This is a genomic window from Novosphingobium sp. KACC 22771 (assembly GCF_028736195.1).
GTDB lineage: Bacteria > Pseudomonadota > Alphaproteobacteria > Sphingomonadales > Sphingomonadaceae > Novosphingobium.
Window position 1 is genome coordinate 3,554,036 of sequence record NZ_CP117881.1, and the last position, 23,601, is coordinate 3,577,636.

19 protein-coding genes are annotated in these 23,601 nt (G+C 63.5%); 16 read left to right on the forward strand and 3 right to left on the reverse strand.

Annotated elements, in window-relative coordinates; genetic code table 11:
* Positions 1–2: 2 nt before the first annotated feature.
* The 8 genes from PQ467_RS16275 (at position 3) to PQ467_RS16310 (ending at position 9,905) form a co-directional block, all read left to right on the forward strand.
* Positions 3–2,003, forward strand: coding sequence for a PHA/PHB synthase family protein (locus tag PQ467_RS16275; RefSeq protein ID WP_274174405.1), 2,001 nt, complete (start codon positions 3–5; stop codon positions 2,001–2,003).
* 311 nt (positions 2,004–2,314) lie between these two features.
* Complete coding sequence (gene phaP / locus PQ467_RS16280) at positions 2,315–3,280, forward strand: phasin family protein (protein WP_274174406.1); 966 nt, start codon at positions 2,315–2,317, stop codon at positions 3,278–3,280.
* Between the two features lie 228 nt (positions 3,281–3,508).
* Positions 3,509–3,934 carry an ATP-dependent Clp protease adapter ClpS gene (gene clpS / locus PQ467_RS16285; protein ID WP_274174407.1) on the forward strand — a complete coding sequence of 142 codons (426 nt, stop codon included), beginning with the start codon at positions 3,509–3,511 and terminating at the stop codon, positions 3,932–3,934.
* 231 nt (positions 3,935–4,165) lie between these two features.
* A complete protein-coding gene (lptF, locus tag PQ467_RS16290; protein WP_274174408.1) occupies positions 4,166–5,395 on the forward strand; it encodes an LPS export ABC transporter permease LptF in 1,230 nt (409 codons plus the stop codon).
* Entirely contained in the window at positions 5,392–6,486 is a 1,095-nt protein-coding gene (lptG, locus tag PQ467_RS16295; protein ID WP_274174409.1) for an LPS export ABC transporter permease LptG, read from the forward strand. Before lptF ends, lptG begins: the two co-directional genes overlap by 4 nt.
* A 180-nt stretch (positions 6,487–6,666) precedes the next feature.
* Entirely contained in the window at positions 6,667–7,551 is an 885-nt protein-coding gene (locus PQ467_RS16300) for a sterol desaturase family protein (RefSeq protein ID WP_274174410.1), read from the forward strand.
* Between the two features lie 141 nt (positions 7,552–7,692).
* Positions 7,693–8,844 (forward strand): N-acetyltransferase, encoded by a 1,152-nt coding sequence (locus PQ467_RS16305; protein ID WP_274174411.1) that lies wholly within the window; start codon positions 7,693–7,695, stop codon positions 8,842–8,844.
* A 299-nt stretch (positions 8,845–9,143) separates the two neighbouring features.
* Complete coding sequence (locus PQ467_RS16310; RefSeq protein ID WP_274174412.1) at positions 9,144–9,905, forward strand: response regulator; 762 nt, start codon at positions 9,144–9,146, stop codon at positions 9,903–9,905.
* Here PQ467_RS16310 and PQ467_RS16315 read toward each other — a convergent pair.
* Positions 9,896–11,575: a CHASE domain-containing protein gene (locus tag PQ467_RS16315; protein WP_274174413.1), complete on the reverse strand. Its 1,680-nt coding sequence runs from the start codon at positions 11,573–11,575 to the stop codon at positions 9,896–9,898. The two genes, PQ467_RS16310 and PQ467_RS16315, sit on opposite strands and share 10 nt — an antisense overlap.
* Positions 11,576–11,736: 161 nt before the next feature.
* Between PQ467_RS16315 and PQ467_RS16320 the strand changes: the two genes are divergently transcribed.
* Positions 11,737–12,003, forward strand: coding sequence for a NepR family anti-sigma factor (locus PQ467_RS16320; RefSeq protein WP_274174414.1), 267 nt, complete (start codon positions 11,737–11,739; stop codon positions 12,001–12,003).
* The gene (locus tag PQ467_RS16325; RefSeq protein ID WP_274174415.1) at positions 12,000–12,578 is read left to right on the forward strand and encodes a sigma-70 family RNA polymerase sigma factor; all 579 of its coding nucleotides are present in this window, start codon (positions 12,000–12,002) and stop codon (positions 12,576–12,578) included. Before PQ467_RS16320 ends, PQ467_RS16325 begins: the two co-directional genes overlap by 4 nt.
* Here the strand turns inward: PQ467_RS16325 and PQ467_RS16330 are convergent.
* Entirely contained in the window at positions 12,575–13,861 is a 1,287-nt protein-coding gene (locus PQ467_RS16330; RefSeq protein ID WP_274174416.1) for a dicarboxylate/amino acid:cation symporter, read from the reverse strand. The genes PQ467_RS16325 and PQ467_RS16330 overlap by 4 nt on opposite strands.
* Before the next feature lie 150 nt (positions 13,862–14,011).
* Between PQ467_RS16330 and glmM the strand changes: the two genes are divergently transcribed.
* The 3 genes from glmM (at position 14,012) to thiD (ending at position 16,537) form a co-directional block, all read left to right on the forward strand.
* Positions 14,012–15,349 (forward strand): phosphoglucosamine mutase, encoded by a 1,338-nt coding sequence (gene glmM / locus PQ467_RS16335; RefSeq protein WP_274174417.1) that lies wholly within the window; start codon positions 14,012–14,014, stop codon positions 15,347–15,349.
* 220 nt (positions 15,350–15,569) lie between these two features.
* A complete protein-coding gene (locus tag PQ467_RS16340) occupies positions 15,570–15,794 on the forward strand; it encodes a DUF1272 domain-containing protein (protein ID WP_274174418.1) in 225 nt (74 codons plus the stop codon).
* The gene (gene thiD / locus PQ467_RS16345; protein WP_274174419.1) at positions 15,791–16,537 is read left to right on the forward strand and encodes a bifunctional hydroxymethylpyrimidine kinase/phosphomethylpyrimidine kinase; all 747 of its coding nucleotides are present in this window, start codon (positions 15,791–15,793) and stop codon (positions 16,535–16,537) included. The genes PQ467_RS16340 and thiD overlap by 4 nt, the downstream gene beginning before the upstream one ends.
* On the opposite strand, the gene PQ467_RS16350 is transcribed toward thiD, so the two are convergent.
* A complete protein-coding gene (locus tag PQ467_RS16350; protein WP_274174420.1) occupies positions 16,538–17,425 on the reverse strand; it encodes a TIGR00730 family Rossman fold protein in 888 nt (295 codons plus the stop codon).
* 253 nt (positions 17,426–17,678) lie between these two features.
* Between PQ467_RS16350 and PQ467_RS16355 the strand changes: the two genes are divergently transcribed.
* Genes PQ467_RS16355 through PQ467_RS16365 form a run of 3 tightly spaced genes read left to right on the forward strand, consistent with a single transcriptional unit; the run spans position 17,679 to position 23,526 of the window.
* Complete coding sequence (locus PQ467_RS16355) at positions 17,679–18,938, forward strand: efflux RND transporter periplasmic adaptor subunit (RefSeq protein WP_274174421.1); 1,260 nt, start codon at positions 17,679–17,681, stop codon at positions 18,936–18,938.
* Positions 18,935–22,117: an efflux RND transporter permease subunit gene (locus PQ467_RS16360; RefSeq protein WP_274174422.1), complete on the forward strand. Its 3,183-nt coding sequence runs from the start codon at positions 18,935–18,937 to the stop codon at positions 22,115–22,117. Before PQ467_RS16355 ends, PQ467_RS16360 begins: the two co-directional genes overlap by 4 nt.
* The gene (locus PQ467_RS16365) at positions 22,114–23,526 is read left to right on the forward strand and encodes an efflux transporter outer membrane subunit (RefSeq protein WP_274174423.1); all 1,413 of its coding nucleotides are present in this window, start codon (positions 22,114–22,116) and stop codon (positions 23,524–23,526) included. Before PQ467_RS16360 ends, PQ467_RS16365 begins: the two co-directional genes overlap by 4 nt.
* The last annotated feature ends 75 nt before the right edge of the window (positions 23,527–23,601 follow it).

Genomic DNA, 23,601 nt, shown 5'->3' on the forward strand with positions numbered 1-23,601 from the left:
GCATGAGCAGCACAACCGATGGCACCGGCACCAAGGCCCCGACCATCGATCCGCTCTCAAGCCTGATGATGCTTCCCTTTGAGGTGGCCAGCCAGACCATGGATCAATGGCTGAACCCCAAGACCGCGATCCCCGATGTGATGGAGCAGGCAGGCGCGCTGATCGATGCCGGGCTGGCCGGGGACGGGCCGATGGTCAATGGCGAGGATGCCGCGCAATGGGCCGATGTGGCCGCGCGGATGCAGGCCAAATGGATGGAATTCCAGACCCAGCAGGCGGGCAAGGCGATGACAGGCCTGCTCTCGGGTGATCTGCTCAAGGCCGAATTGAATGGCCTTGCCTCGCTCTCGCCCGCGATGAACGAGATGCTGGCGCAATGGACCCGGCAGATCCCGCTGGTGCGCCCCGAAACCCAGCAGAAGCTGCTCTCCGACGGGATGAAACTGTGGGAGGGCGTGCTGGCGCAATGGGGGCTGAACGCCGGAAAGGGCGAGGCGCAGGGCGCCGCCCTGCCCCGCACCGACCGCCGCTTTGCCGATGCAGCATGGCGCGAGACGCCCTATTTCGCACTGGTGCATCAGACCTATCTGTTGATGGCCGAGCAGATTACGGCAATGGCTGATTCGGTCGAAGGGCTGGATGACGCGCGCAAGGAGCAGTTGCGCTTTTATACGCGCACGATGATCGAGGCGCTCAGCCCGGACCATTTCGCACTGACCAACCCGCTGGTGATGGAAAAGGCGATTGAAACGCGCGGCGAAAGTCTGGTCAAGGGGCTGGAGCATCTGCTCGAGGATATGAAGCGCGGGCAATTGAGCCACACCGACCGCAACGCCTTCAAGGTGGGCGAAAATATCGCCGCCACGCCGGGCAAGGTCGTGCATCGCACCCCGTTTTACGAATTGATCCAGTATTCGCCCAGCACCGAGAAGGTGATGGCCACCCCGCTGCTGATCTTTCCGCCCTGGATCAACCGCTTCTACATCCTCGATCTCAACGCGAAGAAGAGCTTCGTCAAATGGGCGGTGGATCAGGGGATCACGGTGTTTCTGGTCAGCTGGAAATCGGCCGACCCGAATGACCCCGACATGGATTGGGGCGCGGTGACATGGGACGATTATATCGGCGCCCAGATCGAGGCCATCGATGTGGTGCGCGAGCGGCTCAAAGTGCCCTCGGTTCACACCATCGGCTATTGCGTGGCTGGGACAACGCTGGCGGCGACGCTGGCGGTGCTGGCGCGCAGGGGCGAGGCCGAGAAGGTGGCCAGCGCGACCTTCTTTACCGCGCAGGTCGATTTTGAAAAGGCGGGCGAGCTCAAGACCTTTATCGACGATCAGCAACTGGCCGCGATCGGTGCGCTGGCGCAGAACGGGGTGATCGACGGGCGCTATCTGGCTGCGACCTTCAACCTGCTGCGTTCGCAGGATCTGATCTGGAGCTATGTGACGCGCAATTACCTGCTGGGCGAGGACTATTCGGCCTTCGACCTGCTGTTCTGGAATGGCGACAGCACCAATCTGCCCGCAGGCTGGCATCAATCCTATCTGCGCGATCTCTATCGCGACAATCTGTTGGTTCAACCCGACGCGCTGAGCGGTTGCGGCACGCCCATCGACCTGTCGCGGATCACCACCCCCGCCTATATTCAGGCCGGGCGCGAGGATCATATCGCCCCGCCCGAAAGCGTATGGCGCTTGAGCGGGCAGTTGAAGAACAGCCCGCATGTGTTCGTGCTGGCCGGGTCGGGGCATATTGCGGGCGTGGTCAATCCACCTGCGGCCAAGAAGTATCAGTTCTGGACCAATGACGAACCCGCCGAAAATCTGGCCGCCTTTGTCGCACAGGCGAAGGAAACGCCGGGCAGCTGGTGGAATCACTGGCTGGGCTGGTTGCAGGAACGGGCGGGCGAACAGGTGGCCGCCAAAGGCAAGCGCGTTCCCGGCGGGCGCGGCGACAAGGTTCTGGGCGATGCCCCGGGCGAATATGTGAGAGCGCGATAGGAGGAGATTTCGAGTCCCCATTATGCTGCAAGTGCGAAATGCTGAATTTTCGCCCGCGAGCCTGACACGCTTTTCGCGCCGCAATCCTATTACGAAAATGCCTTATTTGTTTGATATGCATCAATCATTGGCGAAATAACCTCCGATACGGGGCCATCCCATGCTGCGGCGCACAAAAATCGCTTGACTTCACGCGGACGAATCATCATTGTGCATCGCAACAAAGGTGAGGATCTCGGCAGGCCCGATCACATCGGAAGCACTGGGATTATGCACCAATTCAACAGTCGGTTGAACGGGAAGCAGGTCCAATGAGCAAAAAGCCCACTACCAAGGCTACCTTTCGCACCACGCGCGTACCCTTTGCCAAGCCCGCCGCGCCCGCAACCCCTGCGCCGACCGCTGTTGAGCCCGCACCCGTTGAAGCCCCCGAGCCGGAGGTCGAAGTGACGCCGACGGCGGAGGTCGCCGCGACCGAAGCGCCCGTTTCGGAGGAAAAGGCCCCCGAACCTGAGGCCGTCGCGGAAACGCCCGCGGTGGAAACGCCGGTGGAAGAAGCCCCCGCCGCCGCACCCGAGATCGAGGCCCCCGAAATCAAGGCGGAAGCCCCCGTTGTCGCCGAAAAACTGGCCGACAAGCCGGTAGCCAAGCCCGTCCGCAAGCCTGCCCCGCGCCCTGCTCCCCGCAAGGTCGCGGCCAAGGCCGAACCGAAATCCCCCCCCACTCAACCCGAGGTTGAAGCCCCCACCGTGGAGGTGAGCGCCCAAGCCCCGCTGTCGATCGAAAACGCCGCCCAGCCCGCGCGCTGGCCCAATATCTTCGCCAAGGAGTTTGCCATGTCCACGTTCCCCAGCTTCGATTTCGCCGCCCCGTTCCAGACCGCTTTTGCCGACATGCAGGAAAAGGCCAAGGCTGCCTATGAAAAGGGCAACTCGGTGTTTGGCGATTACAGCGAATTCGCCAAGGGCAACGTTGAGGCCATGGTCGAATCGACCAAGATCCTGGCCGCCGGTCTGCAGGAACTGACCTCGGCCTATGTGTCGGAAGGTCGCGCCGGGTTTGAAACCCTGACCGCCGAAGTCAAGGAACTGGCCGCGGCCAAGAGCCCGACCGACTTCCTCAAGCTGCAGAACGATCTGGCCAAGAAGCACTTTGACGATGCCGTGGCTGCTGCCTCGAAGCATTCCGAAGCGCTGATGAAGCTGGCCAATGAAGCTGCCCAGCCGATTTCGACCCGCGTGACGCTGGCCGTGGAAAAGATCAAGGCGGCTGCCTGATCCATCAATGCAGGGCGGCCCGCGCCGCCCTTGCCTGCAAAGCCCGGCGATCCGCACTCTCACCGGATCGCCGGGCTTTTTGCTGCCTGCCGCGCCGACTTTCCATTTGCGCGCGGCCCGATAATGCGGCAGCATAAACCATACCGATTTATGCTTAAGTCGGACTGTATAAGGGCTGGCGTATAGAACCGCTTGTCCTGCCCCCCTGATTCGCGGTATTTGGGCCGGATGATTCTTTCCCGTTCCCCTATCTCGGCCACATCTGGCCCGGCGGCCTCATGCACGGATGCTGCGCATGACCATGGCGGGGCCTATGCCCAGCCCGTCCTTGCCGGCGAAGATGATGACCGCGGCGGCCAAGGGCAGATCGGCCTTGCCACGCGCACCCGCGCAAAGCCGAAAAAGCCGAGCCAGTTCAAAGTTTTGATGCTGAATGACGATTACACGCCGATGGAATTCGTCGTCATGGTGCTCAAGCGTTTCTTCAACATGGATCTCGAACAGGCCACCCGCGTCATGCTGCATGTGCATCAGCGCGGCGTGGGCGTCTGCGGCATTTTCCCCTATGAAATCGCCGAGACCAAGGTCAATCAGGTGATGGATTGCGCAAGGCAGAACCAGCATCCGCTGCAATGCACGCTGGAAAAAGCCTGAAGCCACAGGCCTGAAGCCACAGGCCTGAAGCCACAGGCCTAAAGCCACAGGGAAGCGCCGATTTGCGGCAAGTGGCCTCGCGCCCCCTTGCGCCGGGACGCTGCCCCGCTTAACTGAACCATGAAGTCCGGGTTGGCGCGCCGCGCCATCCGGTCCGCTGTGTGAAGAAAGCCCCCATCGCGTGAAATCCCGTCCGCCCCTTCATCGCCAGCCCGCCGCCCTGGGGCGCGCATGAAATTCTTCACGGCGGCCGACCGCTACATCTTCCGGCTGGTGCTGATGCCGATGCTGGCGGTGTTTGTCATCGCGGCCTCGCTGCTGATGGTCGACAAGATGCTGCGCCTGTTCGAATTCGTCTCCACCGAAGGCGGGCCGGTCAGCGTAGTGTTCAAGATGCTGGCCAACCTGATGCCCGAATATGCCAGCCTGGCGATCCCGCTGGGCCTGATGCTGGGGGTGCTGCTGGCGTTCCGCAAATTGGCCATGTCGAGCGAGCTGGACGTGATGCGCGCGGTCGGGTTGTCCTATACGCGCCTGCTGCGGGTGCCTTTCATGATGGCGCTGCTGATGGCCGCGATCAATCTGATCATCGTCGGCTATGTTCAGCCGATGGCGCGCTATTATTATGAACAGCTTGATTTTGAACTGCGCACCGGGGCGCTGGGCGCCTCGATCAAGGTGGGCGAGTTCAACACGCTGAAAGACCGGATGAGCCTGCGCATCGAGCAGAGCCGCGAGGACGGCCATGAACTGGTCGGCATTTTTGCGCGCGTCACCGAGGCCAATGGCGAAGTGCTCTCGATCAGCGCGCGCCGGGGCCGCTTCCTCGCGCTTCAGGAAAATCTCGACACGGTGATCCTGCGCCTGACCGACGGCCAGATCGTGCAGAGCCCCAAGGGCCTCACCCCCCGCGTGCTCAGCTTCAGCACGCATGACCTGCCCATCGACCTGCCGGCGCTGGAAAAATTCCGCAAGCGCGGCGGGCGTGAACGCGAATATGTGCTGCCCGAACTGCTGAAAATCGGCTGGGACAAGGGCAGCAGCGAGCATGACAAGACCGTGGTCAAGGCCAGCCTCAACTATCGTCTGGTCGAGGTGGTGATGATCCTGATGCTGCCCTTGCTGGCGGTGGCGCTGGCCGTGCCGCCCAAGCGCTCGACCTCATCGCTGGGCGTGTTCGTCTCGATTGTGATGGTCGTCGCCTATCACAAGGTCAATGAATATGGCCAATCGGTGGCCGAACTGGGGCGGATCGACCCGGCGCTGGCGCTCTGGGTGCCTTTTGCGATCTTTGCCGCGCTCATCGGCTGGATGTATTTTACGCTGGCCTATGTGCCGGGCGGGCAGCCTATCGGCGCGCTCGAACGTTTTGCCGCCACGCTGGGCAAGGCGATCACCCGGATGCTGGACCGCACCGCCGCGCAAAAGGGCACGGCCCAAACGGATAAGGCCGAGGCATGATGGACCTGTTCCCCTCGCGCACGCTCACGCTCTATTTGTCGCGGCTGTTCATCACGCGCATTCTGGGCGTGCTGGTGATGCTGGTCATGGTGCTGCAAGTGCTCGACCTTTTGTCGGAAAGCGGCAATATTCTGGCCTATCCCGGCAATGGGCAGGCCCAGATCTGGCATTATGTCACGCTGCGCGCGCCCCAGTTGGTGGCCCGCTTCCTGCCCTATTCGGTGCTGCTGGCCACGCTCTTCACCTTCTTTCCGCTGAACCAGAACAGCGAAGTGATTGCGATGCGCGCCGCCGGGCTTTCCGCGCATCAGATCCTCGCGCCGATGCTGGCCACCGCGCTTGTCGTTTCCGGCGTCAGCTTTGCCTTTAACGAGCTGGTCGTCACCCGCGTCACCGCCGACCTTAAAGCTTGGCAGAATGTGCAGTTTGGCCAGATCCCCGACGAACCGGCCGAGCGCACCAACATCTATCTGTCCGACGGCGACAACATTCTGGGCGCCGACACCATGAACGGCAGCGGCAAGGCGATTCGCCTGCATGGTGTGACATGGTATGAGCGCAACCCGCAGGGGTTGATCACCCGCCGCGTGATTGCGCCGCTGGCCACCTATGCCGGGCCGGGCTGGCGGCTGGACAAGCCGGAGAGCTTTGATGTGGCCAGCGCCGCGCTGACCCGCCCCGGCCCGATGGTGGTGGCCAAGGGCATCACCCCGGCCCAGATCGACATCACCCAGGCCGATGCCGACCGCATGAACCTGTTCCAGCTGCACCGCACGATCGAGGCGCTGCGCGCGGGCGGGCGGCGCACGTCAGAGCTGGAAAGCAAATGGTGGCACAAGATTTCAGGGCCGCTCTCGGCGCTGCTGATGCCGCTGCTGGGCTCTGTGGCGGCCTTTGGGCTGGCGCGTTCGGGGCAATTGTTCATCCGCGCCATTCTGGGCATGGCGCTGGGCTTCACCTATTTTGTCGTCGACAATCTCAGCCTCGCGGTCGGCAATTTTGGCGGATATCCGCCGATGGTGGCGGCATGGGCGCCCTTTGTGCTGTTCCTGCTGGTGGGCGAAACGGTGCTGGTGCGCACCGAGGAATAGGCCGGTCAATGGCGTTGGCATAAAACGCCCCACCCCCCATCCTGCCCCGTTTATGCCCCAATTGCATGGTCTAGGGCACGCAAGAGACGAGCGTGCCCGGCTGCCCATGGAGACAGGGGCCCTTGCCGCGCCCGCCTTCGACCCTTAAATATGCGCCGAGATTTTCGAGGAACCAATCACGTGGCCACCAACAACGCCGCACTGGACGAAGCCAAGCTGCCCTTCTGGAAGCGTTCGCACTATCTTGACCGCATGAATTTGCGCGATCTGGTGTTCGCCTATTTCCAGCATTACACGATCATTGCCTATATGGCGCTGGCCGTGGCGGGCTTTGCCTTGTTTGCGTGGAACCCCACCGGCCTTTGGCGCGCTCTGGCCATCGTGGCGGCGGCGGCGGCGGTCTACCCGCTGGTCTGGCATCTGCTGCACCAATATATCCTGCACGGGCAATGGCCGTACAAGTTCAAGTGGCTGGCGGGCACGTGGAAGCGTATCCACTATGACCACCATCAGGACCCCAACCATCTTGAGGTGCTGTTCGGCGCGCTGCACACCACCGTGCCCACGATCTTTATCGCGACGGCGCCGGTGGGCGCGCTGATCGCGCCGGAAGGCGCGCGCATCGGCGGCGCGGCACTGGCCTTTTCGATCGGCATCCTGACCACCTGCTATTATGAATTCATGCATTGCATCCAGCATCTGGCCTTCAAGCCGAAGTGGAAGTGGGTGCAGCACATGAAGCAGCGCCACAATGAGCACCACTATGTGGACGAAGACGGCAATTTCGGGATCACCAATTATTTCTGGGATCACGTGCTGGGCACCTATTACGAAAAGAAGGATCGCCCGGGCCGCAGCCCTACGGTGTTCAACCTCGGCTACACCGAGGAAGTGGCCAAGAAATACCCTTGGGTGAAGGACCTGTCGGGCGGCATCGCCAGCGACCATCCCCGCCGCCGCGCCATCGCCAATGCCAAGAAACTGGCCGCCGAGGCCAAGGCGCCGACCGAGGAACAGATCCTGGCCCATGCCGCCGAAGCCGTGGGCATGGACACCGAAGCATAAATTCGGCTCTCCGCGCCTGATCGGAGCCAGAGTTGATGATGCGAGGGCCTGACCGCCCTCGCATTTTTCTTTTATTCCCGGCGCGCGCCGCTACACATCGCCCCGATAAACGCCGCCGCAAACCAAAGGGAGAACCGCCACATGCCCGCCATCACCATCACGCCCGCCAACACCAAGGCCGAGCGCGCGCAATGGGTGGATTATGTCTATGTGGCCAATGCGGGCGATCCCAATTTCGTGCCGCAATTGCGGATGGAGGAAATCGAGAAGGTCACGCCCGGCGGCAATCCGTTTCATGAACATGCCGATTGCCAATTGCTGCTGGCGCGGCGGGGCGGGCAGATTGTGGGCCGCATCGCCGCGATCATCGACCATCAGGCCACCGGCATGCCCGCTGAACAAGGCATGGGCCCGGGCACCGGCAATTGGGGCGCGTTGGAGGCCGAAACGCAGGAAATCGCCAATGTCCTGATCGCCAGCGCCGAGGACTGGCTGCGGGTCAAGGGGATGCACCGAGTGCTGGCGCCGATGAACCTGTCGGTGTGGGAAGAGCCGGGCCTGCTGGTCAAAGGCCACGACCACCCGCCAACGGTCATGATGGGCCACCAGAACGCCAAGTTCCAGCCGTGGATCGAGGCCGCCGGTTATACGCCTGCCAAGATGCTCAACACCTATGAACTGGACATCACGCAGGAGTTTCCTCCGCTGATCCAGCGCATCGTCAAATCGGGCGAGAAGAACCCGCGCATCAACATTCGCGGCGTCAATCTGAAGGAATTCGACAAGGAAGCCGCGATCATCCTCGACATCCTGAACGATGCGTGGAGCGACAATTGGGGCTTTGTTCCGATCACCGACAGTGAGGTGGCCTATACGGGCAAGAAGCTCAAGCCGCTGGTCAAATCCGATCTGGTGCAGATTGCCGAATATGATGGCGAACCGGTCGCCTTCATGATGACCCTGCCCGATATGAACGAGATCCTGAAGAAGATCGGGCCCAAGCCCTCGCCGCTGGGCTGGATCCGCCTGTTGCTGTGGATCTGGCGGCCGCGCGTGCGCACGATGCGCGTGCCCTTGATGGGCGTGCGCAAGCGTCTGCAGTCCAGCCGCATGGCCAGCCAGCTTGCCTTTATGATGATCGAATATATCCGCCGCAATTCGGTGGCCAATTATGGCGCCAGCCGGGGCGAGATCGGCTGGATCCTCGATGACAATCAGGGCATGAATTCCATCGCGCGTGAAATCCATTCCACCGTGAACAAGGAATATCAGATCTATCAAAAGGATCTGTAATAGGATTTGAAGGCCGGGGCCGCTGGGAAATCGCAAAGGCGATTTCCCGCCCATAAATTAGAAGGCCCTTGCTCTGGGGGGAGCAAGGGCCTTCACGGGATCGCGTCACCGCCGCGCTAGGACGGGAGGGGGGTCTGCAACGGTGACAAGAGGTAAACGCAGGACTTGAGAATTGGTTCCCGCTTTTTTTGATTTTTTTTCGCGGTGGCGCAAACGGCCGCAATTGCTAAAGTGCAAGACCGTCCGAACCGCGCTATGTATCGGAAAAGGCGGGCGCCTGCTGCTGGTTGAGGGTCAATATGCCTTTGGGAACTGAAATCGCAACGCATTTGCCCTTTTTGCGGCGCTATGCCCGCGCGCTGACCGGCGATCAGCATGCGGGCGATGGTCTGGTGCGCCGCCTGCTGGAAATGGCGCTGGCCGAACCGGACTTGCGCGCGCGGCTCAGCGGGGGCCGTCTGGCGCTCTATCGTGCCTTTTCCAACCTGTTCGCCATGCAGGAGACGCCCGCTTCCTCCTCGCTCGTGCCCGCCGATCTGCGGCTGGGCCGGATCGCGCCGCTCGCCCGTCAGGCGCTGCTGCTTACCACGATCGAGGAATTCAGCACTAAACAGGCCGCACAGATTCTCGACCTGCCGGTTGAGGAAACGGCCGATCTGGCGCGCAGCGCGGTCACCGAAATCGCCCGCAACAGCGCGACCAGCGTGCTGATCATCGAGGATGAACCGCTGATCGCCATGCAGCTGGAAACGCTGGTCACCGGCATGGGCCACAGCATTTTCGGCGCCGCCGCCACGCGCACGCAGGCGCAAAAGCTGATGGCCCAGGGTGTGCCCGGTCTGGTGCTGGCCGATATTCAACTGGCCGATGGATCATCCGGGCTGGATGCGGTGGCCGACCTGCAGGCCGTGGCCGATGTGCCGGTGATCTTCATCACCGCCTTCCCCGAAAGGCTGCTGACGGGCGACGGGCCGGAGCCGACCTGGCTGATCACCAAGCCTTTCCGCGAGGATGCGGTGCAGGCCGCCATGGCGCAGGCGCTGTTCTTTCATCAGAGCTGACCGGCGCCCTCGCCCTGCTTTGCCCGCATCTTGAACATGGCGGGCGATCGCAGCGGCAGCAGCATCTCGCAGCGCACCCCTTCGCGGGCAAAGACCAGTTCGAACCGCTCGCCCAGTTCATGGGCCAGAATGCGCTCGATCAGTTCTGTGCCAAAGCCGCGCGGACGGTTTTCGGGCACTGGCGGGCCGCCGCTCTCGGCCCAGCGCACCCGCACCCGGTCCATGCCGAACAACGCCCAGCGCACCGACACCCGCGCGCCCTCCACCGAGAGCGCGCCATATTTGCTGGCATTGGTGGCCAGTTCATGCACCGCCAGTCCCAGCGAGAGCGCGTCATTGGGCGCCAGTTCAACATCGGGGCCCTCCAGCAGCACCGTATCGCCGCGCGCATAGGGCGCCAGTTCCGCCTCGACCACCTCGCGCAACGGGGTCGTGCCCCAATTGCTGGCGATCAACAGATCATGCGTGGCCGACAGGGCGCGGATACGCCCCTCCAGCGCATCGGCAAATTCATTGAGCGCGGGCGAGGTCGGGTCGCTGCCCCGCCGCCGCGTCAGGGCGATGATGGAGAGCACATTGGCCAAGGTGTTCTTGACCCGATGGTTCAATTCCCGGCTCAGCATGCCCCGGATCGAAGCCTGTTCACGCAGCCATGCCAACGAGGCGCGATCCTCGGCCGCCTGCCGCGCAACAAGCCACGCCATCCCCCCCAGCAGGCACGCCACCACCGACCCCAGCGCCAGCGTGATGACCGCCACCTTGGACAGGCCCGACTCGGAAGGCGGGCTGACCACCAGCACCATCGGACGATGGGCCACCATCACCGGCAGCCGCACCTGACCCTGCGCGCCTTCCTGCGGCCCAACCCGCGCCATCAGCCGATCGGGCCGCACCGCCCCATCATAGAGCGCGACGGAAAAATCATTCACCGGCTCAAGCTCGATCACCGATTGCAGAAAGACCTGGGCGTTGAACGGCGCCCCCAGCACACCGCGCATCCGCCCCGTCCCCTTGTCGAACAGCGGCATATAGATGAGAAAACCGGGCCATGCCTGCCGTCCGCGATCCATGGCCAGCCGGATCGGCCCGGTGGCAATGGGGCGTTTTTCGCGCTCGGCCCGATCAATGGCGGTGCGGCGCTGGATTTCGGAATACATGTCATAGCCATAGGACAGGCGGCGGCGCGGCGTCGGATCACCCAGATAGGTGACCGGCGTCAGCATCCGGGCGCCCGGCGAGGGCGCGGGACGGACGGTGTAATTCTCGATGCCTTCGGCGCGGCGGGCGGCCTCAAAGGCTGGAATCTGCTGCGGGGTGATCGCCTCGGCCCAACTGATGCCTTCGGACCCGCGATATTCATCATCGCGCGACAATTCCTGGGAAAGGGCGATGAATTCGGCCTGGGTGATGTCGCGGCTCTTTTCCAGCAACAGCGCCGCCGATTGCAGATAGGCCGTGTGCGCATTGACCCGCCGCCCCAGCGAGGCGCCCACCACACTGGCCGCGGCGCGGGCCTGCTGCTGGCGCTGGCGAATTTCGGTGCGTTCGGTGGTATAGGCATAGGCCAGCGTGGCCAGCATCGCCAATGTAAAGCCGGCGATCGGCAGCGTGCGCGGCATGCGTTCATACCAGCCCTGCGCGCCCACCTTGTCTGAAATAATTCGATCCAAAATGCGCCCCTTAACCCGCCAATCATCCCACTTTGCAACATCACCATGCAACAAACGGTTGCGCGTGGGAACCAAGCTGGGCAAGCTTCGTTCCCGTCCTGGCAAGTTTGTGCCGTATCGGCGGATTGGGCGGGGGGCGCTCAACTATTGGGCAGAATGATGTGAATCGCGAGCAAGAGCCACGAAGTACTGAATTGTCAGGCGATTTCCCTGAAGGCTCCGCCGGTCCGGACGAGCCTGCGGCAAAGCCTGCCGGCGGGCCGGATAAATCCGAGCAGACGCTGAGCGGCGATAAAAAAGATGGCGGCAAGGACGAGCCCCCTCCTTGGACCGCCCCTTTGCGCGATATGTACCAACAGGTGGTGGACGAACCGCTGCCTGATTTTCTGGCCGATCTGCTGTCCCGGCTCGACCGCGACACCGAATGACCACACTTCAAGCCCCGCCGCCGGATTTCAAGCGAGAGTTGACGCAGGTTGTGCCACACCTGCGCGCCTTTGCGCGCGGGCTTTGCGGGCGGCCCGATCTGGCCGACGATCTGGTTCAGGACACGCTGCTGCGCGCATGGGCGGCGCGGGAGCGCTTTGTGGCGGGCACGTCGATCCGGGCGTGGACCTTCACGATCCTGCGCAATGCGTGGTTTACCGAAATGCGGCGCAACCGCTTTCGCGCCGATTATGACGAGACGGTGGCCGACCGCATTCTGACCTCGCCCGCCGGGCAGGAAGCGCCGCTGCATCTGGCCGACCTGTCGCGCGCGCTGATGGAACTGCCCGCCGAAAGGCGCGAGGCGCTGCTGCTGGTGGGCGCGGGCGGCTTTTCCTATGAGGAAGCCGCCGCGATTTGCGGATGCGCGGTGGGCACGATCAAGAGCCGGGTGGGCCGGGGCCGTGCGCAATTGACCGCGATGATCGAGGAAGGCCGCATCCCCACACGCGGCAATGCCAGCGAGAGCAGCCAGGCGTTGATGGCCGAACTCGACCGGATCACCCCCAAGGATTAAGGCTCTCGCCCTGCCCGGTCCACACTGCTGGTCACGGCCACATCCATGAACACATTGCCCACCGTGCGCATCAGATCGGGCAGCATCTCGACCGCCACCAACAGCGCCAGCGGCCCCACCGGCACGCCCATGGCAATCGCCACCGGACCGATGGAGAGCACAAAGCTGATCGAGCCGGGCAGCGAAGGCGTACCAAGCTCGGTCAGCGCCGCCACTGCGATTCCCGCCAGCATCGCCGAAACACCCAGCGGCGTCCCGGTCAGATGGGCGACATAGATCACAACCGCCAGATTCATCGCCGGACCCGTCGCGCGGAACAAAGCCACACACAAAGGCAGGCTGAATTCCGCGCTGGAGGAACGGATGCCAAGGCGCGAACAGGCCGAGAGCATCGCGGGCAGGCTTGCCAGCGAGCTTTGCGTGGAAAGCGCCACCACCGAAACCGGCAGCATCGAGCGCAGATAATGGCCCAGCGCCAACCGCCCCGCGACCATCGCAATCACCGGCGCGGCCAGCAGCACCAGTGCGCCGATCCCCGCCACCAGCGTGACATAATGCGCGAGCGCCCCCAGCGCCGCCGTCCCCGTCTTGACCGCCAGCCCCAGCGCCAGCGCAAACACCCCGATCGGCGCGATCGAGAGCACCCAGCCGATCATCACCATCATGATGCCCGCCAGCGCCTCAAAGAAACCGATCATGTGGCGGCGCGGCCCTTCGGGCAATTTGCCCATGGCCAGCGCGAAAACAGCAAAGAACACCACCACCGGCAGCATCTCGCCCCCCGCCGCCGCAGAGGCGATGTTTGAGGGCAAAACTGCCAGCAGAAATTCCGACAGGCCCGGTACCGGCCCGGCGCTTTGCGCCGTGCTGCCCGCGAGGGCGCCCGCCGCAGCCCCCGGAATCGGCCACATCTCCAGCCAGAGCGGCATGACCACCACGGCCACGGCCCCGCTGACCAGATAGAAGCCCAAAATCCAGAAGATCGCCCGCCGCGCCATCGCCCCCGCGCGCGCCGCCGCCGCCGTCTGGACCAGACCCAGCACCAGCAGCGCCACCACCAAGGGCAGGATCGTCATCTGCAAACCCTTGAGCCACAAAGTGCCCAAAGGCTCGATCACCCGCACCACCGGCATCGCCGCCGGAAAGCGCGAAAGCACCAGCCCGCACACGAGCCCCGCCCCCAGCGCGATCAACGCCCCCAGCGAAGCCACCCGGATTTCCGGCAGGTTGAAACCACCCTTTTCCGCCTGCCCCACCTGATCCGTCCCAACCTGATCGCTCAACGAATGCCCCTGTGGTTTACCATTGCCCAACTTACCATTGTTTGCGTGACATTAACTTCGCTGCGGCACATAGCAAGGCAAGCTGCGCGTGCCATGCCCGGAACAGCATGAGCGATGCGCAAAAAGACGGATCGGTTTGAGGGCAAACGAATGGGACGACAGTTTTTCGGCACCGACGGCATTCGCGGACGGACCAATGCCGGGGTGATGACCGCCGAAATCGCGATGAAGGTGGGCCAGGCCGCTGGCACGCATTTCCTGCGCGGCAAGCACCGGCACCGCGTGGTGATCGGCAAGGACACGCGGCTTTCGGGCTATATGCTGGAAAACGCGATGGTGGCCGGGTTCACCAGCGTGGGCATGGATGTGGTGCTGCTTGGCCCGATGCCGACGCCCGCCGTGGCGCTGTTGACGCGCGAATTGCGCGCGGATGTGGGCGTGATGATCTCGGCCAGCCACAACCCCTATGAGGACAATGGCATCAAGCTGTTCGGCCCTGATGGGTTCAAGCTCTCGGATGAGGATGAGCTGGCCATCGAATCAATGCTGGGTCAGGCGCTGCCTCTGGCCGACAGCCCCCAGATCGGGCGGGCGCGGCGCATCGAGGACGCGCGCGGGCGCTATATTCACGCGGTCAAGGGCTCGGTGCCGCACAATATCCGCCTTGATGGGCTGAAGATCGTGGTCGATTGCGCCAATGGCGCGGCCTATCAGGTCGCCCCCTCGGCGGTGTGGGAATTGGGCGCGGAGGTGATCGCTGTGGGCGTTTCCCCCAACGGCAAGAACATCAACGACAAATGCGGCTCGACCCATCTTGATCTCATCAAGGAAACCGTGGTCGCCTCGGGCGCGGACATCGGCATTGCGCTTGATGGCGACGCAGACCGGCTGATCGTGGTCGATGAAATGGGCCAGACGGTCGATGGCGACCAGTTGATGGCGCTGATCGGCACGCAATTGCATCAGCGCGGCGAATTGCGCGGCGGGGGCGTGGTGGCCACGGTCATGTCGAACCTTGGGCTGGAGCGTTATCTGAACGGGCTGGGCCTGAACCTTGAGCGGACCAAGGTAGGCGACCGCTATGTGCTGGAACGCATGAAGGAAGGCGGCTTCAACGTCGGCGGCGAACAGTCGGGCCATATGATCATGCTAGACCATGGCACGACCGGCGATGGCACGGTGGCCGCGCTTCAGGTGCTCTCGGCGCTGGTGCAGTCGGGCAAGAAGGCGAGCGAATTGCTCCACCTGTTCGACCCCGTGCCGCAATTGCTGAAAAACGTGCGCTTCTCGGGCGGCAAGCCGCTGGAGGCGGAGAGCGTCAAGAAAGTGATCGCGGATGCTGAGGCGCAGTTGGCGGGACGCGGGCGCCTGGTGATCCGGCCTTCGGGGACCGAACCGGTCATCCGCGTGATGGCCGAGGGCGATGATGCGGCCGAGGTCGAGCAGGTGGTGGATGCCATTTGCGAGGCGGTGAAGGCGGCGGTTTAACGCAAGTTTGCCTCCGGCGGGCAAAGGGTCTCGACCCTTTGCAATCCCATTAATGGGGTGGCGCATGGCCTGCCGGGGAGCGCTATCCGCGAAGCGGTTTATAAAGCCTGCGGCGCGGCGGCGTTGCGCTGTGGTTGAACCCTTCGCGCAACAATGACAGTAATGGGGGTGCAGGGGGTCTAGATCCCCTGCTCATACCTTTTTCTTGGAAAAACCCATCATGCTCGAAATGCGCCCCGATTGCGAAAAATGCGGTCAAGACCTGCCCGCCGAGGCCCCCGGCGCGTTCATCTGTTCGTTTGAATGTACGTTTTGCGCGGAATGCACCGAGGAACTGGACGATCTTTGCCCCAATTGCGGCGGCGAATTGATGGACCGCCCCACCCGCGCGAAAAAGCACCACGCCAAGAACCCGCCCTCGACGGTGCGGCATTACAAGGGATGAAGCCTGCTCGGATTCTCACCATCGCCGGTTCGGATTGCAGCGGCGGCGCGGGGCTTCAGGCGGATCTGAAAACCATCATCATGCTGGGCGGCTATGGCATGAGCGCGATCACCGCGATCACCGCCCAGAACACGACCGGCGTGTTTGCGGTCGAGCCGCTCTCGCCCGAAATGGTGGCGGCGCAGATCGACGCCTGCATCGATGACATCGGGGTGGACGCGGTCAAGATCGGCATGCTGGGCAGCGCGGCGATCACGCATATCGTGGCCGACCGGCTGGAAAAGATCGCCGCCCCCGTGGTGTTCGATCCTGTCATGATCGCGACCAGCGGGGGCGTTCTGGCCGATGCGGAAACGGTGGCGGCCTTTGACCGGATGATGGCGCTGGCCGCACTGACCACGCCCAATCTGCCCGAACTGGCGGCGCTGGGCGGCGAGGCCAAGGTGCGGGCCAAGACCAGAGCGCTGCTGATCAAGGGCGGCCATGGCGAGGGCCCGGTGATCGAAGACCGCCTGATTATTGATGGCGGCGAATTCTCCTTCACCAGCCAGCGGATTGACACAAACCACACCCATGGCACCGGCTGCACGCTGGCCAGCGCGATTGCCACCGGATTGGGGCAAGGCATGGCAATGGATGACGCGGTCAGACGCGCGGGCGAATTCGTCCATGCAGCCCTGCTGGCCGCGCCGGGTTTCGGCGCGGGCCATGGGCCGCTGGGTCATCAGGCCGTCAGGCTCTGATCATTCCGCGAATTTGGGGAAACAATCGATCCCGTAAAAACCGGTGATGTGTTCCCACGCGTCCTCGGCACTTTCAACGGGCGTGAACAGTTCCAGATCGCGGCGGTTGATCACGCCTTCTTCGACCAGCGCCTCGAAATTGATGACGCGGTTCCAGAATTCGGCGCCGAACAGCAGGATCGGGATCGGCTTCATCTTGCCGGTCTGGATCAGGGTAAGCAGTTCGAAAAATTCATCGAACGTGCCGAACCCGCCCGGAAACACCGCCACGGCTCGCGCGCGCAGCAGGAAGTGCATCTTGCGCAGCGCGAAATAGTGGAACTGAAACGCCAGGCGCGGCGTGACATAGGGGTTGGGCGCCTGTTCATGGGGCAGCACGATGTTGAGGCCGATGGTTTCGGCGCCCACCTCGGATGCTCCGCGATTGGCCGCCTCCATGATCGAGGGGCCGCCGCCCGAACAGATCACAAATTGCCGCATGCCCTTTTCGACAATCGCGCATTGGCTGGCCAGACGGGCCAGTTTGCGCGCCTCGTCATAATAGCGGGCATTGGCGGCCAGACGCTCGGCAATCGCCTTTTCCTCGGGCGTATTGGCCGCGGCGAGGCGCTCCTCAACCTTTTCGGGCGAGGGAATGCGGGCCGAACCATAGCAGACCAGCGTTGAACCAATGCCCGCTTCATCGAGCAGCATTTCGGTTTTCAGCAATTCGAGTTGAAAACGCACCGGGCGCAATTCCTCGCGCAGCAGGAATTCGGTGTCGCGAAAAGCCAGCTTGTAGCTGGCGCTTTGCGTCTGGGCGGTGCGGGTTTCGTGTTTTTCGACAAAGCCGGCTTCCTGCTCGGCCTTATAAAAACGGCGGGAGAGACGTTTTTCTTCTTCGGTCATCTTTTGCTCTTATATCTTCCAATTGACCTTTTTAGCGCAAAAGAGTGAATGGGCAATGACCGAGAGGCCCCTTGTGAATCAGAAGCTAAGCATTCCGTAGAAGGCCCTATCCACGGGTCGCCCGATGTTTATATAAAAATTTTATATCCGTTCATCTTCAATTCAGCGCCCCCCGTGCTTGGAACAAACTCGAAGAGCTGTGCGTGCTAGGGGCTGATAGGGATTGGCGGCACGTTGCAGACGAGGAATAGAAGTGACGGATAATCAAGCGGTTGGCACGCTTTCGGTCAAGAATCAGCTTGGCCTTTTGCTCAAGGCGGTGGTGGCAGTGGGGGCGCTTGCGCTTCTGGTGCTGGCCTATCGCCATTTCACGTATAAGGAACCGGTAGCGCCCCCGCCACTGCCCGAAGGCATTGTCGAGATGACGCCATCGCAAATGGCCACGCTCAAGGTTGAGGCCGTAGGCGGTGGTGACGGCTGGCTGCAGACCGCCGCCACCGGCATGATCGCGGTGGACGAAACCCGCGCCACGCCGGTTTTCCTGCCCTATTCGGGGCAAGTCACGCAGGTCATGGTCCAGCAGGGCGCCACCGTGGTCGAGGGCCAGCCGCTGCTGACCTTGCGCACCAGCGACGTGGTTGACGCGCGCAATGCGCTGTTCGGCGCGGCCGCGGCCCGGTCCAGCGCCTTTGCCGCGGCCAAGCTGGCCGAGGATAATCTGAAGCGTCAGGAGCAGATCTATCGCACCGCCGGCGGCGCGCTGCGTGATTATGAACAGGCGCGCAATGATGCCGTGGCCGCGCAGGCCGCGCTGCGCAGCGCCGAGGCCACGCTGGGCGCCGCGCGCGACAAGCTGGAAATCTACGGCAAGAGCCAGGGCGAAATCGCCCGCCTTGAAGGCGCGAACAACGTCAACGGCTATCACCCCGAAACCACGTTTCGCGCGCCCATCGGCGGCGTGATCGTCAACCGCGCGGTCAGCCCCGGCCAGTTTGTTCAGGTGGGCGGCACCACCCCCGTGCTGACCATCGCCAATCCCAGCCGCGTGTGGCTGGTGGCGCAATTGGCCGAAAGCGATGCGCCCCATGTGCATCTGGGCGACCGGGTGGATGTGACCGTCTCGGCCTTCCCCGGCCGCGTGTTCCAAGCCGTGGTCGACAATATCGCCAGCGCGCTTGATCCGCAAAGCCACCGCCTGCCGGTGCGCGCCACGATTGCCAATCCCGACGGCGCGTTGAAGCCCCAGATGTTTGCCAATTTCACCATCCGTCATCAGGACGCCGCCCCCGTCAACGGCCGCCCGGTGATGTCCGTGCCCGCGCAGGCGGTCATCCGCGAGAATGACACCGCCCGCGTGTGGATCCAGATTTCGGCCAACCGTTTCCGCTGCGTTGATGTCACGCTGGGCGAGAGCCACAATGGCCGGGTCGATGTGACCTCGGGCCTCAAGGGCGGCGAGAAGGTTGTGACGACCGGCGCCATCTTTGTGAACGAAGCGGGATTTGGCGCGTGAACAGTCTTGTCCGTTTTGCGCTGCGTTCGCGCATGCTGATCATGGGGCTGCTGGCAGGGATGCTGGCGGCCGGTGGCATTGCCTTTTACAACCTGAATATCGAGGCCTATCCCGACCCCGTTCCGCCGATGGTGGAAATCATCACCCAGTCCCCCGGCTCCAGCGCCGAGGAAATGGAGCGCGGCGTCACGATTCCCATCGAGGTGCAGCTGGCGGGCCTGCCGCATATGACGGCGATCCGCACCATCAGCCTGTTCGGCCTGTCCGACGTGAAGGTGCAGTTCACCTACGATTTCACCTTTGAACAGGCCCAGCAGCAGGTGATCAACCGCCTGTCGCAGCTTGGCCCCCTGCCCGGCGGCGTCTCGCCCGAATTGTCGCCCACCAGCCCGATCGGCGAAATCTATCGCTATCGCATCAAGGCGCCCAAGGGCTATTCGGTGATGGACCTGAAAACGCTCCAGAACTGGATTCTGGAACGCCGCTTCAAGGCCATTCCGGGCGTGATCGACGTCACCGGCTGGGGCGGCAAGGAGCGCGCCTATGAGGTGGTGGTCGATTCGGCCAAGCTGACCGCGCATCAGACCAGCGTTGCCGCCGTGATCGCCGCCCTGGGCAAGGGCGACGGCAATGTCGGCGGCCAGACGATCAACTTTGGCCCGCAGGCCGCCATCGTGCGCGGCGTGGCGCTGATCCAGTCGCCGGGCCAGATCGAAAACACGCTCGTCACCAACAATGCGGGCGTGCCGGTCTATATCCGCGATGTCGCCACCGTGCAGGTGGGCAACCAGCCGCGCTTTGGCGTGGCGGGTCTGGGCAATGAGGACGATATCGTCGAGGGCATCGTGCTGATGCGCCGCGGTTCGCAATCCATGCCCACCATCAACGCGGTCAAGGAAGAGGTCGAGAAGATCAACGCGGGCGGCATCCTGCCCCCGGGCGTGACGCTGGTGTCGAACTATGACCGCTCGAAGCTGATTGACGTCACCACGCATACCGTGATGGAAAATCTGGTGGTCGGCATTCTGCTGATCTTTGCGCTGCAATGGGGCCTGCTCGGCAATCTGCGCAGCGCGATCATCGTGGCCACCACCATTCCCTTTGCGCTGGCCTTTGCGGTGCTGATCCTGACGCTTCAGGGCGAGAGCGCCAACCTGCTTTCGGTGGGTGCGCTCGACTTTGGCCTTGTGGTGGATGCCACGGTCATCATGGTGGAAAATATCTTCCGCCATATGGTCGAACGATCCGAGCATGTGGAACGGGGCGAAGGACATTTCTCCTTCGCCAGCCGCCTTGGCGCGATCCTGCATGCCAGCAGCGAAGTAAGCCGCGGCATCTTCTTTGCCGCCGCGATCATCATCGCCTCCTTCCTGCCGCTTTTCACCCTGACGGGTGTGGAAGGCCATATCTTCGGCCCGATGGCCAAGACCTATGCCTATGCCATCGCGGGCGGCCTGATCGCCACGTTCACCGTGGCGCCGGTGATGTCGGCGCTGCTGCTGCCCGATAAATTGTCCGAGGTGGAAACCTTCATCGTCCAGCGCCTGCGCCGGGTTTATGAACCGGCTTCCAGCTTCGCTCTGGCCAATCCGGTGGTGACGCTGGGCGGCGGCCTGCTGCTGTTTGGCGCGGCCATGGTGGGCGTGCGCTCGCTGGGCGTGGAATTTCTGCCGCATCTGGAGGAAGGCAACCTGTTCATCCGCGGCGAATTGCCGACCTCGATCTCGCTGGAGGCGGGCCTGCCCACCACCAATGCGATCCGCCGCCGCATCGCCTCCTATCCCGAAACCCAGAATGTGCTCTCGACTCAGGGCCGCCCCGATGACGGCACCGACCCGACGGGCTTCTTCAACGCCGAATTCTTTGTGCCGCTAAAGCCGCAAAAGGAATGGCCATCAGGGATGGACAAGGACAAGCTCGTTGCGCAAATGAGCAAGGATCTGGCCGAGCATTTCCCCGGCGTCGATTTCTCCTTCTCGCAGATCATCGAGGATAACGTGGCCGAAGCGGCCAGCGGTGTGAAGGGCGCCAATTCGGTCAAGCTGTTCGGGCCCGATCTGGAAACGCTGCAAAAGATCGCCAACCAGATCAAGGATGAAATGTCCAAGATTCAGGGCATTGCCGATCTTGGCGTGTTCCAGTCGCTCGGCCAGCCGACGGTGCGCATCGATGTCGATCGCGAAAAGGCGGGCCGCTATGGCCTGACCCCCGATGACATCAACCAGACCGTGGCGGCGGCCGTTGGCGGCGCATCGCCGGGCGAATTGTATGAACCGCACACCGACCGGCACTTCCCGATCATCGTGCGCTTCCGCCCCGAACAGCGCGACAGCATCGACACGATCAGCCACATCACCGTGGCCACGCCCAATGCCAGCGGCGGTGTGACGCAGGTTCCCCTGTCCGAGGTGGCCTCCATCCGCCTCGTCTCGGGCGCCAGCTTCATCTATCGCGAGCATCAGACCCGCTATGTGCCGATCAAGTTCAGCGTGCGCGACCGCGATCTGGGCAGCGCGGTGGCCGAGGCGCAGGCCCGCATCGCCCAGAAGATCACCCTGCCGCCGGGCTACAGCCTGGAATGGGCGGGCGAAATGTCGAACCTGAAAAACGCCGTGGCGCGTCTGGAAGTCGTGGTGCCGATCAGCCTGCTGATCATTTTCGCACTGCTGTTCGCCAATTTCGGCAATCTGCGCGATGCCTGCCTTGCCCTCTCGTCCATTCCGATGGCGATCATCGGGGGCGTGCTGGCGCTGGTGCTGACGGGAACCTCCTTCTCGATTTCAGCCGCCATCGGCTTTGTCGCCCTGTTCGGCATTGCGGTGATGGACGGGATCCTGGTGGTCAACAATTTCAACACCGCGCTCAATGAAGGGCAAAGCCGCGAAGACGCCCTGAAAACCACCACGCGCAATTCGCTGCGGCCGGTGGTGATGACCTGCCTTGTGGCGGCCATCGGCCTGCTGCCTGCCGCCGTTGCCACGGGCATCGGTTCTCAGGTGCAAAAGCCGCTGGCGCTGGTGGTGGTGGGCGGCATGACGCTGGCCCCGGTGCTGATCCTGCTGGTGCTGCCGCTGCTGATCGGGCGCTATTCCAAACATGTGCCCAACCAGTTTGCCGTGGCCCATGGCAAGGATGAGCGCGACCTGCCGGGCCACGCCCATGAGGGAGAAACGGCATGAGCATGACCGCCCTTTTGCTGGCCGCGACGGTGCCCGCTTTGCCCTTGCCCCCCACCCCTGCGGGCAATGCGCCCGAAGCGGTCCTGAGCCAGCCGATTGCCCCGGAAGGCGGCCCGGCGCAGGCGATTGCCGTGGGGGCGCCGGTCCCCGCGCAATGGTGGCGCGAATTCGGCAATGACGCGCTCAACGCTCTGGTCGAACGCGGGCTTGCCGCCAACCCCGACATCGCCGCGGCCGATGCCACCCTGCGTCAGGCGCAGGAACTGGCGCGCGCCTCGGTGGGCGGTCTGCTGCCCCAGGTGGACGCGGGCTATCAGGCCTCGCGGATACGGGCCAGCAACACGATCGCCCCGCCGCTGGCCGATCAGAGCGTGCAGCTCTACACGCTCCACACCGCGCAGGTCAGCCTGTCCTGGTCGCCCGATGTGTTCGGCGGGGGGCGGGCGCGGGTGCGCTCGGCGCGGGCGGCGGCCACGGCGCAGGCCGCGCGGGCCGATGCGGCGCGCTCGATGGTGGTGGCCAATCTGGTGCAATCGGCCATTCAATATGCCGCGCTGGGCGAGGAAATCGAGGCCACGCGCGATGCCGTTACCGCCTATCGCGATGTGCTGGGGCTGATCAAACTGCGCCAGAAGATCGGCGCGGTGGGGGCCTCGGATGTGGCGGCGCAGGAAACCGCGCTGGCCGCGATCGAGGGGCAATTGCCCGGCCTCGAACGCGCGCGCAAGGCGCAGGAGGCCCAGATCGCCGTGCTGATCGGCGTGGCGCCGGGGTCGCCTTTGCCCCCCGTGCCGCGCATGGATGAACTGACCCTGCCCGCGCAATTGCCCTTGAGCCTGCCTGCGCAGGTCATTGCCCATCGCCCCGATGTGCGCAGCGCCGCCGCGATCATGGAGGGTGCCTCCGCCGATGCGCGGGCCGCTGTGGCCGCCCGCCTGCCCTCCTTTACGCTCAGCGCCCAATATGGCGGCACGGCCAACACATTTGCCGACATGTTCGCCACCGGCAATCCGTTCTGGACGCTGCTGGGCGGGGTATCGGCGCCGCTGTTCCACGCCGGAAGCCTGCTGCACCAGAGCCACGCCGCCAAGGCCGCGCTGGAGGCTGCGCAGGCGCAATATCGCTCGACCGCGCTTCAGGCTTTTGCCGATGTCTCGAACGCGCTGACGGCGATCAAGACCGATGGCGACGCGCTGGCCGCCGCCGACCGGGGCAATCGCGCCTCGGCCGACAGTCTGAACTTTACCCGCCGCCAGTATGAGCTGGGCGCGGTGGGCACCTTCACCCTGCTGCCGGTTCTGGCCGCAAGGGCCGAGGCGCGCAGCACATGGGTTCAGGCCCGCGCGGCGCGGCTGGTCGATACGGTGGCGCTCTATCAATCGCTGGGCGGCGGCACCGGCCAGAAATAATCCCGAGGGGCGCCCGACCAAGGCGCCCCTTTTCTTTGCAGCAACACGAAATTGCTTTCTCCCGCAACAAAGCGC

Coding starts and splice junctions, on each gene's coding strand:
- PQ467_RS16365 (WP_274174423.1), top strand. CDS start 22,114: ATGAGCATGACCGCCCTTTTGCTGGCCGCGACGGTGCCCGCTTTGCCC.
- PQ467_RS16310 (WP_274174412.1), top strand. CDS start 9,144: ATGCCTTTGGGAACTGAAATCGCAACGCATTTGCCCTTTTTGCGGCGC.
- PQ467_RS16340 (WP_274174418.1), top strand. CDS start 15,570: ATGCTCGAAATGCGCCCCGATTGCGAAAAATGCGGTCAAGACCTGCCC.
- glmM (WP_274174417.1), top strand. CDS start 14,012: ATGGGACGACAGTTTTTCGGCACCGACGGCATTCGCGGACGGACCAAT.
- PQ467_RS16305 (WP_274174411.1), top strand. CDS start 7,693: ATGCCCGCCATCACCATCACGCCCGCCAACACCAAGGCCGAGCGCGCG.
- PQ467_RS16275 (WP_274174405.1), top strand. CDS start 3: ATGAGCAGCACAACCGATGGCACCGGCACCAAGGCCCCGACCATCGAT.
- clpS (WP_274174407.1), top strand. CDS start 3,509: ATGATTCTTTCCCGTTCCCCTATCTCGGCCACATCTGGCCCGGCGGCC.
- lptF (WP_274174408.1), top strand. CDS start 4,166: ATGAAATTCTTCACGGCGGCCGACCGCTACATCTTCCGGCTGGTGCTG.
- PQ467_RS16325 (WP_274174415.1), top strand. CDS start 12,000: ATGACCACACTTCAAGCCCCGCCGCCGGATTTCAAGCGAGAGTTGACG.
- lptG (WP_274174409.1), top strand. CDS start 5,392: ATGATGGACCTGTTCCCCTCGCGCACGCTCACGCTCTATTTGTCGCGG.
- PQ467_RS16350 (WP_274174420.1), bottom strand. CDS start 17,425: ATGACCGAAGAAGAAAAACGTCTCTCCCGCCGTTTTTATAAGGCCGAG.
- thiD (WP_274174419.1), top strand. CDS start 15,791: ATGAAGCCTGCTCGGATTCTCACCATCGCCGGTTCGGATTGCAGCGGC.
- phaP (WP_274174406.1), top strand. CDS start 2,315: ATGAGCAAAAAGCCCACTACCAAGGCTACCTTTCGCACCACGCGCGTA.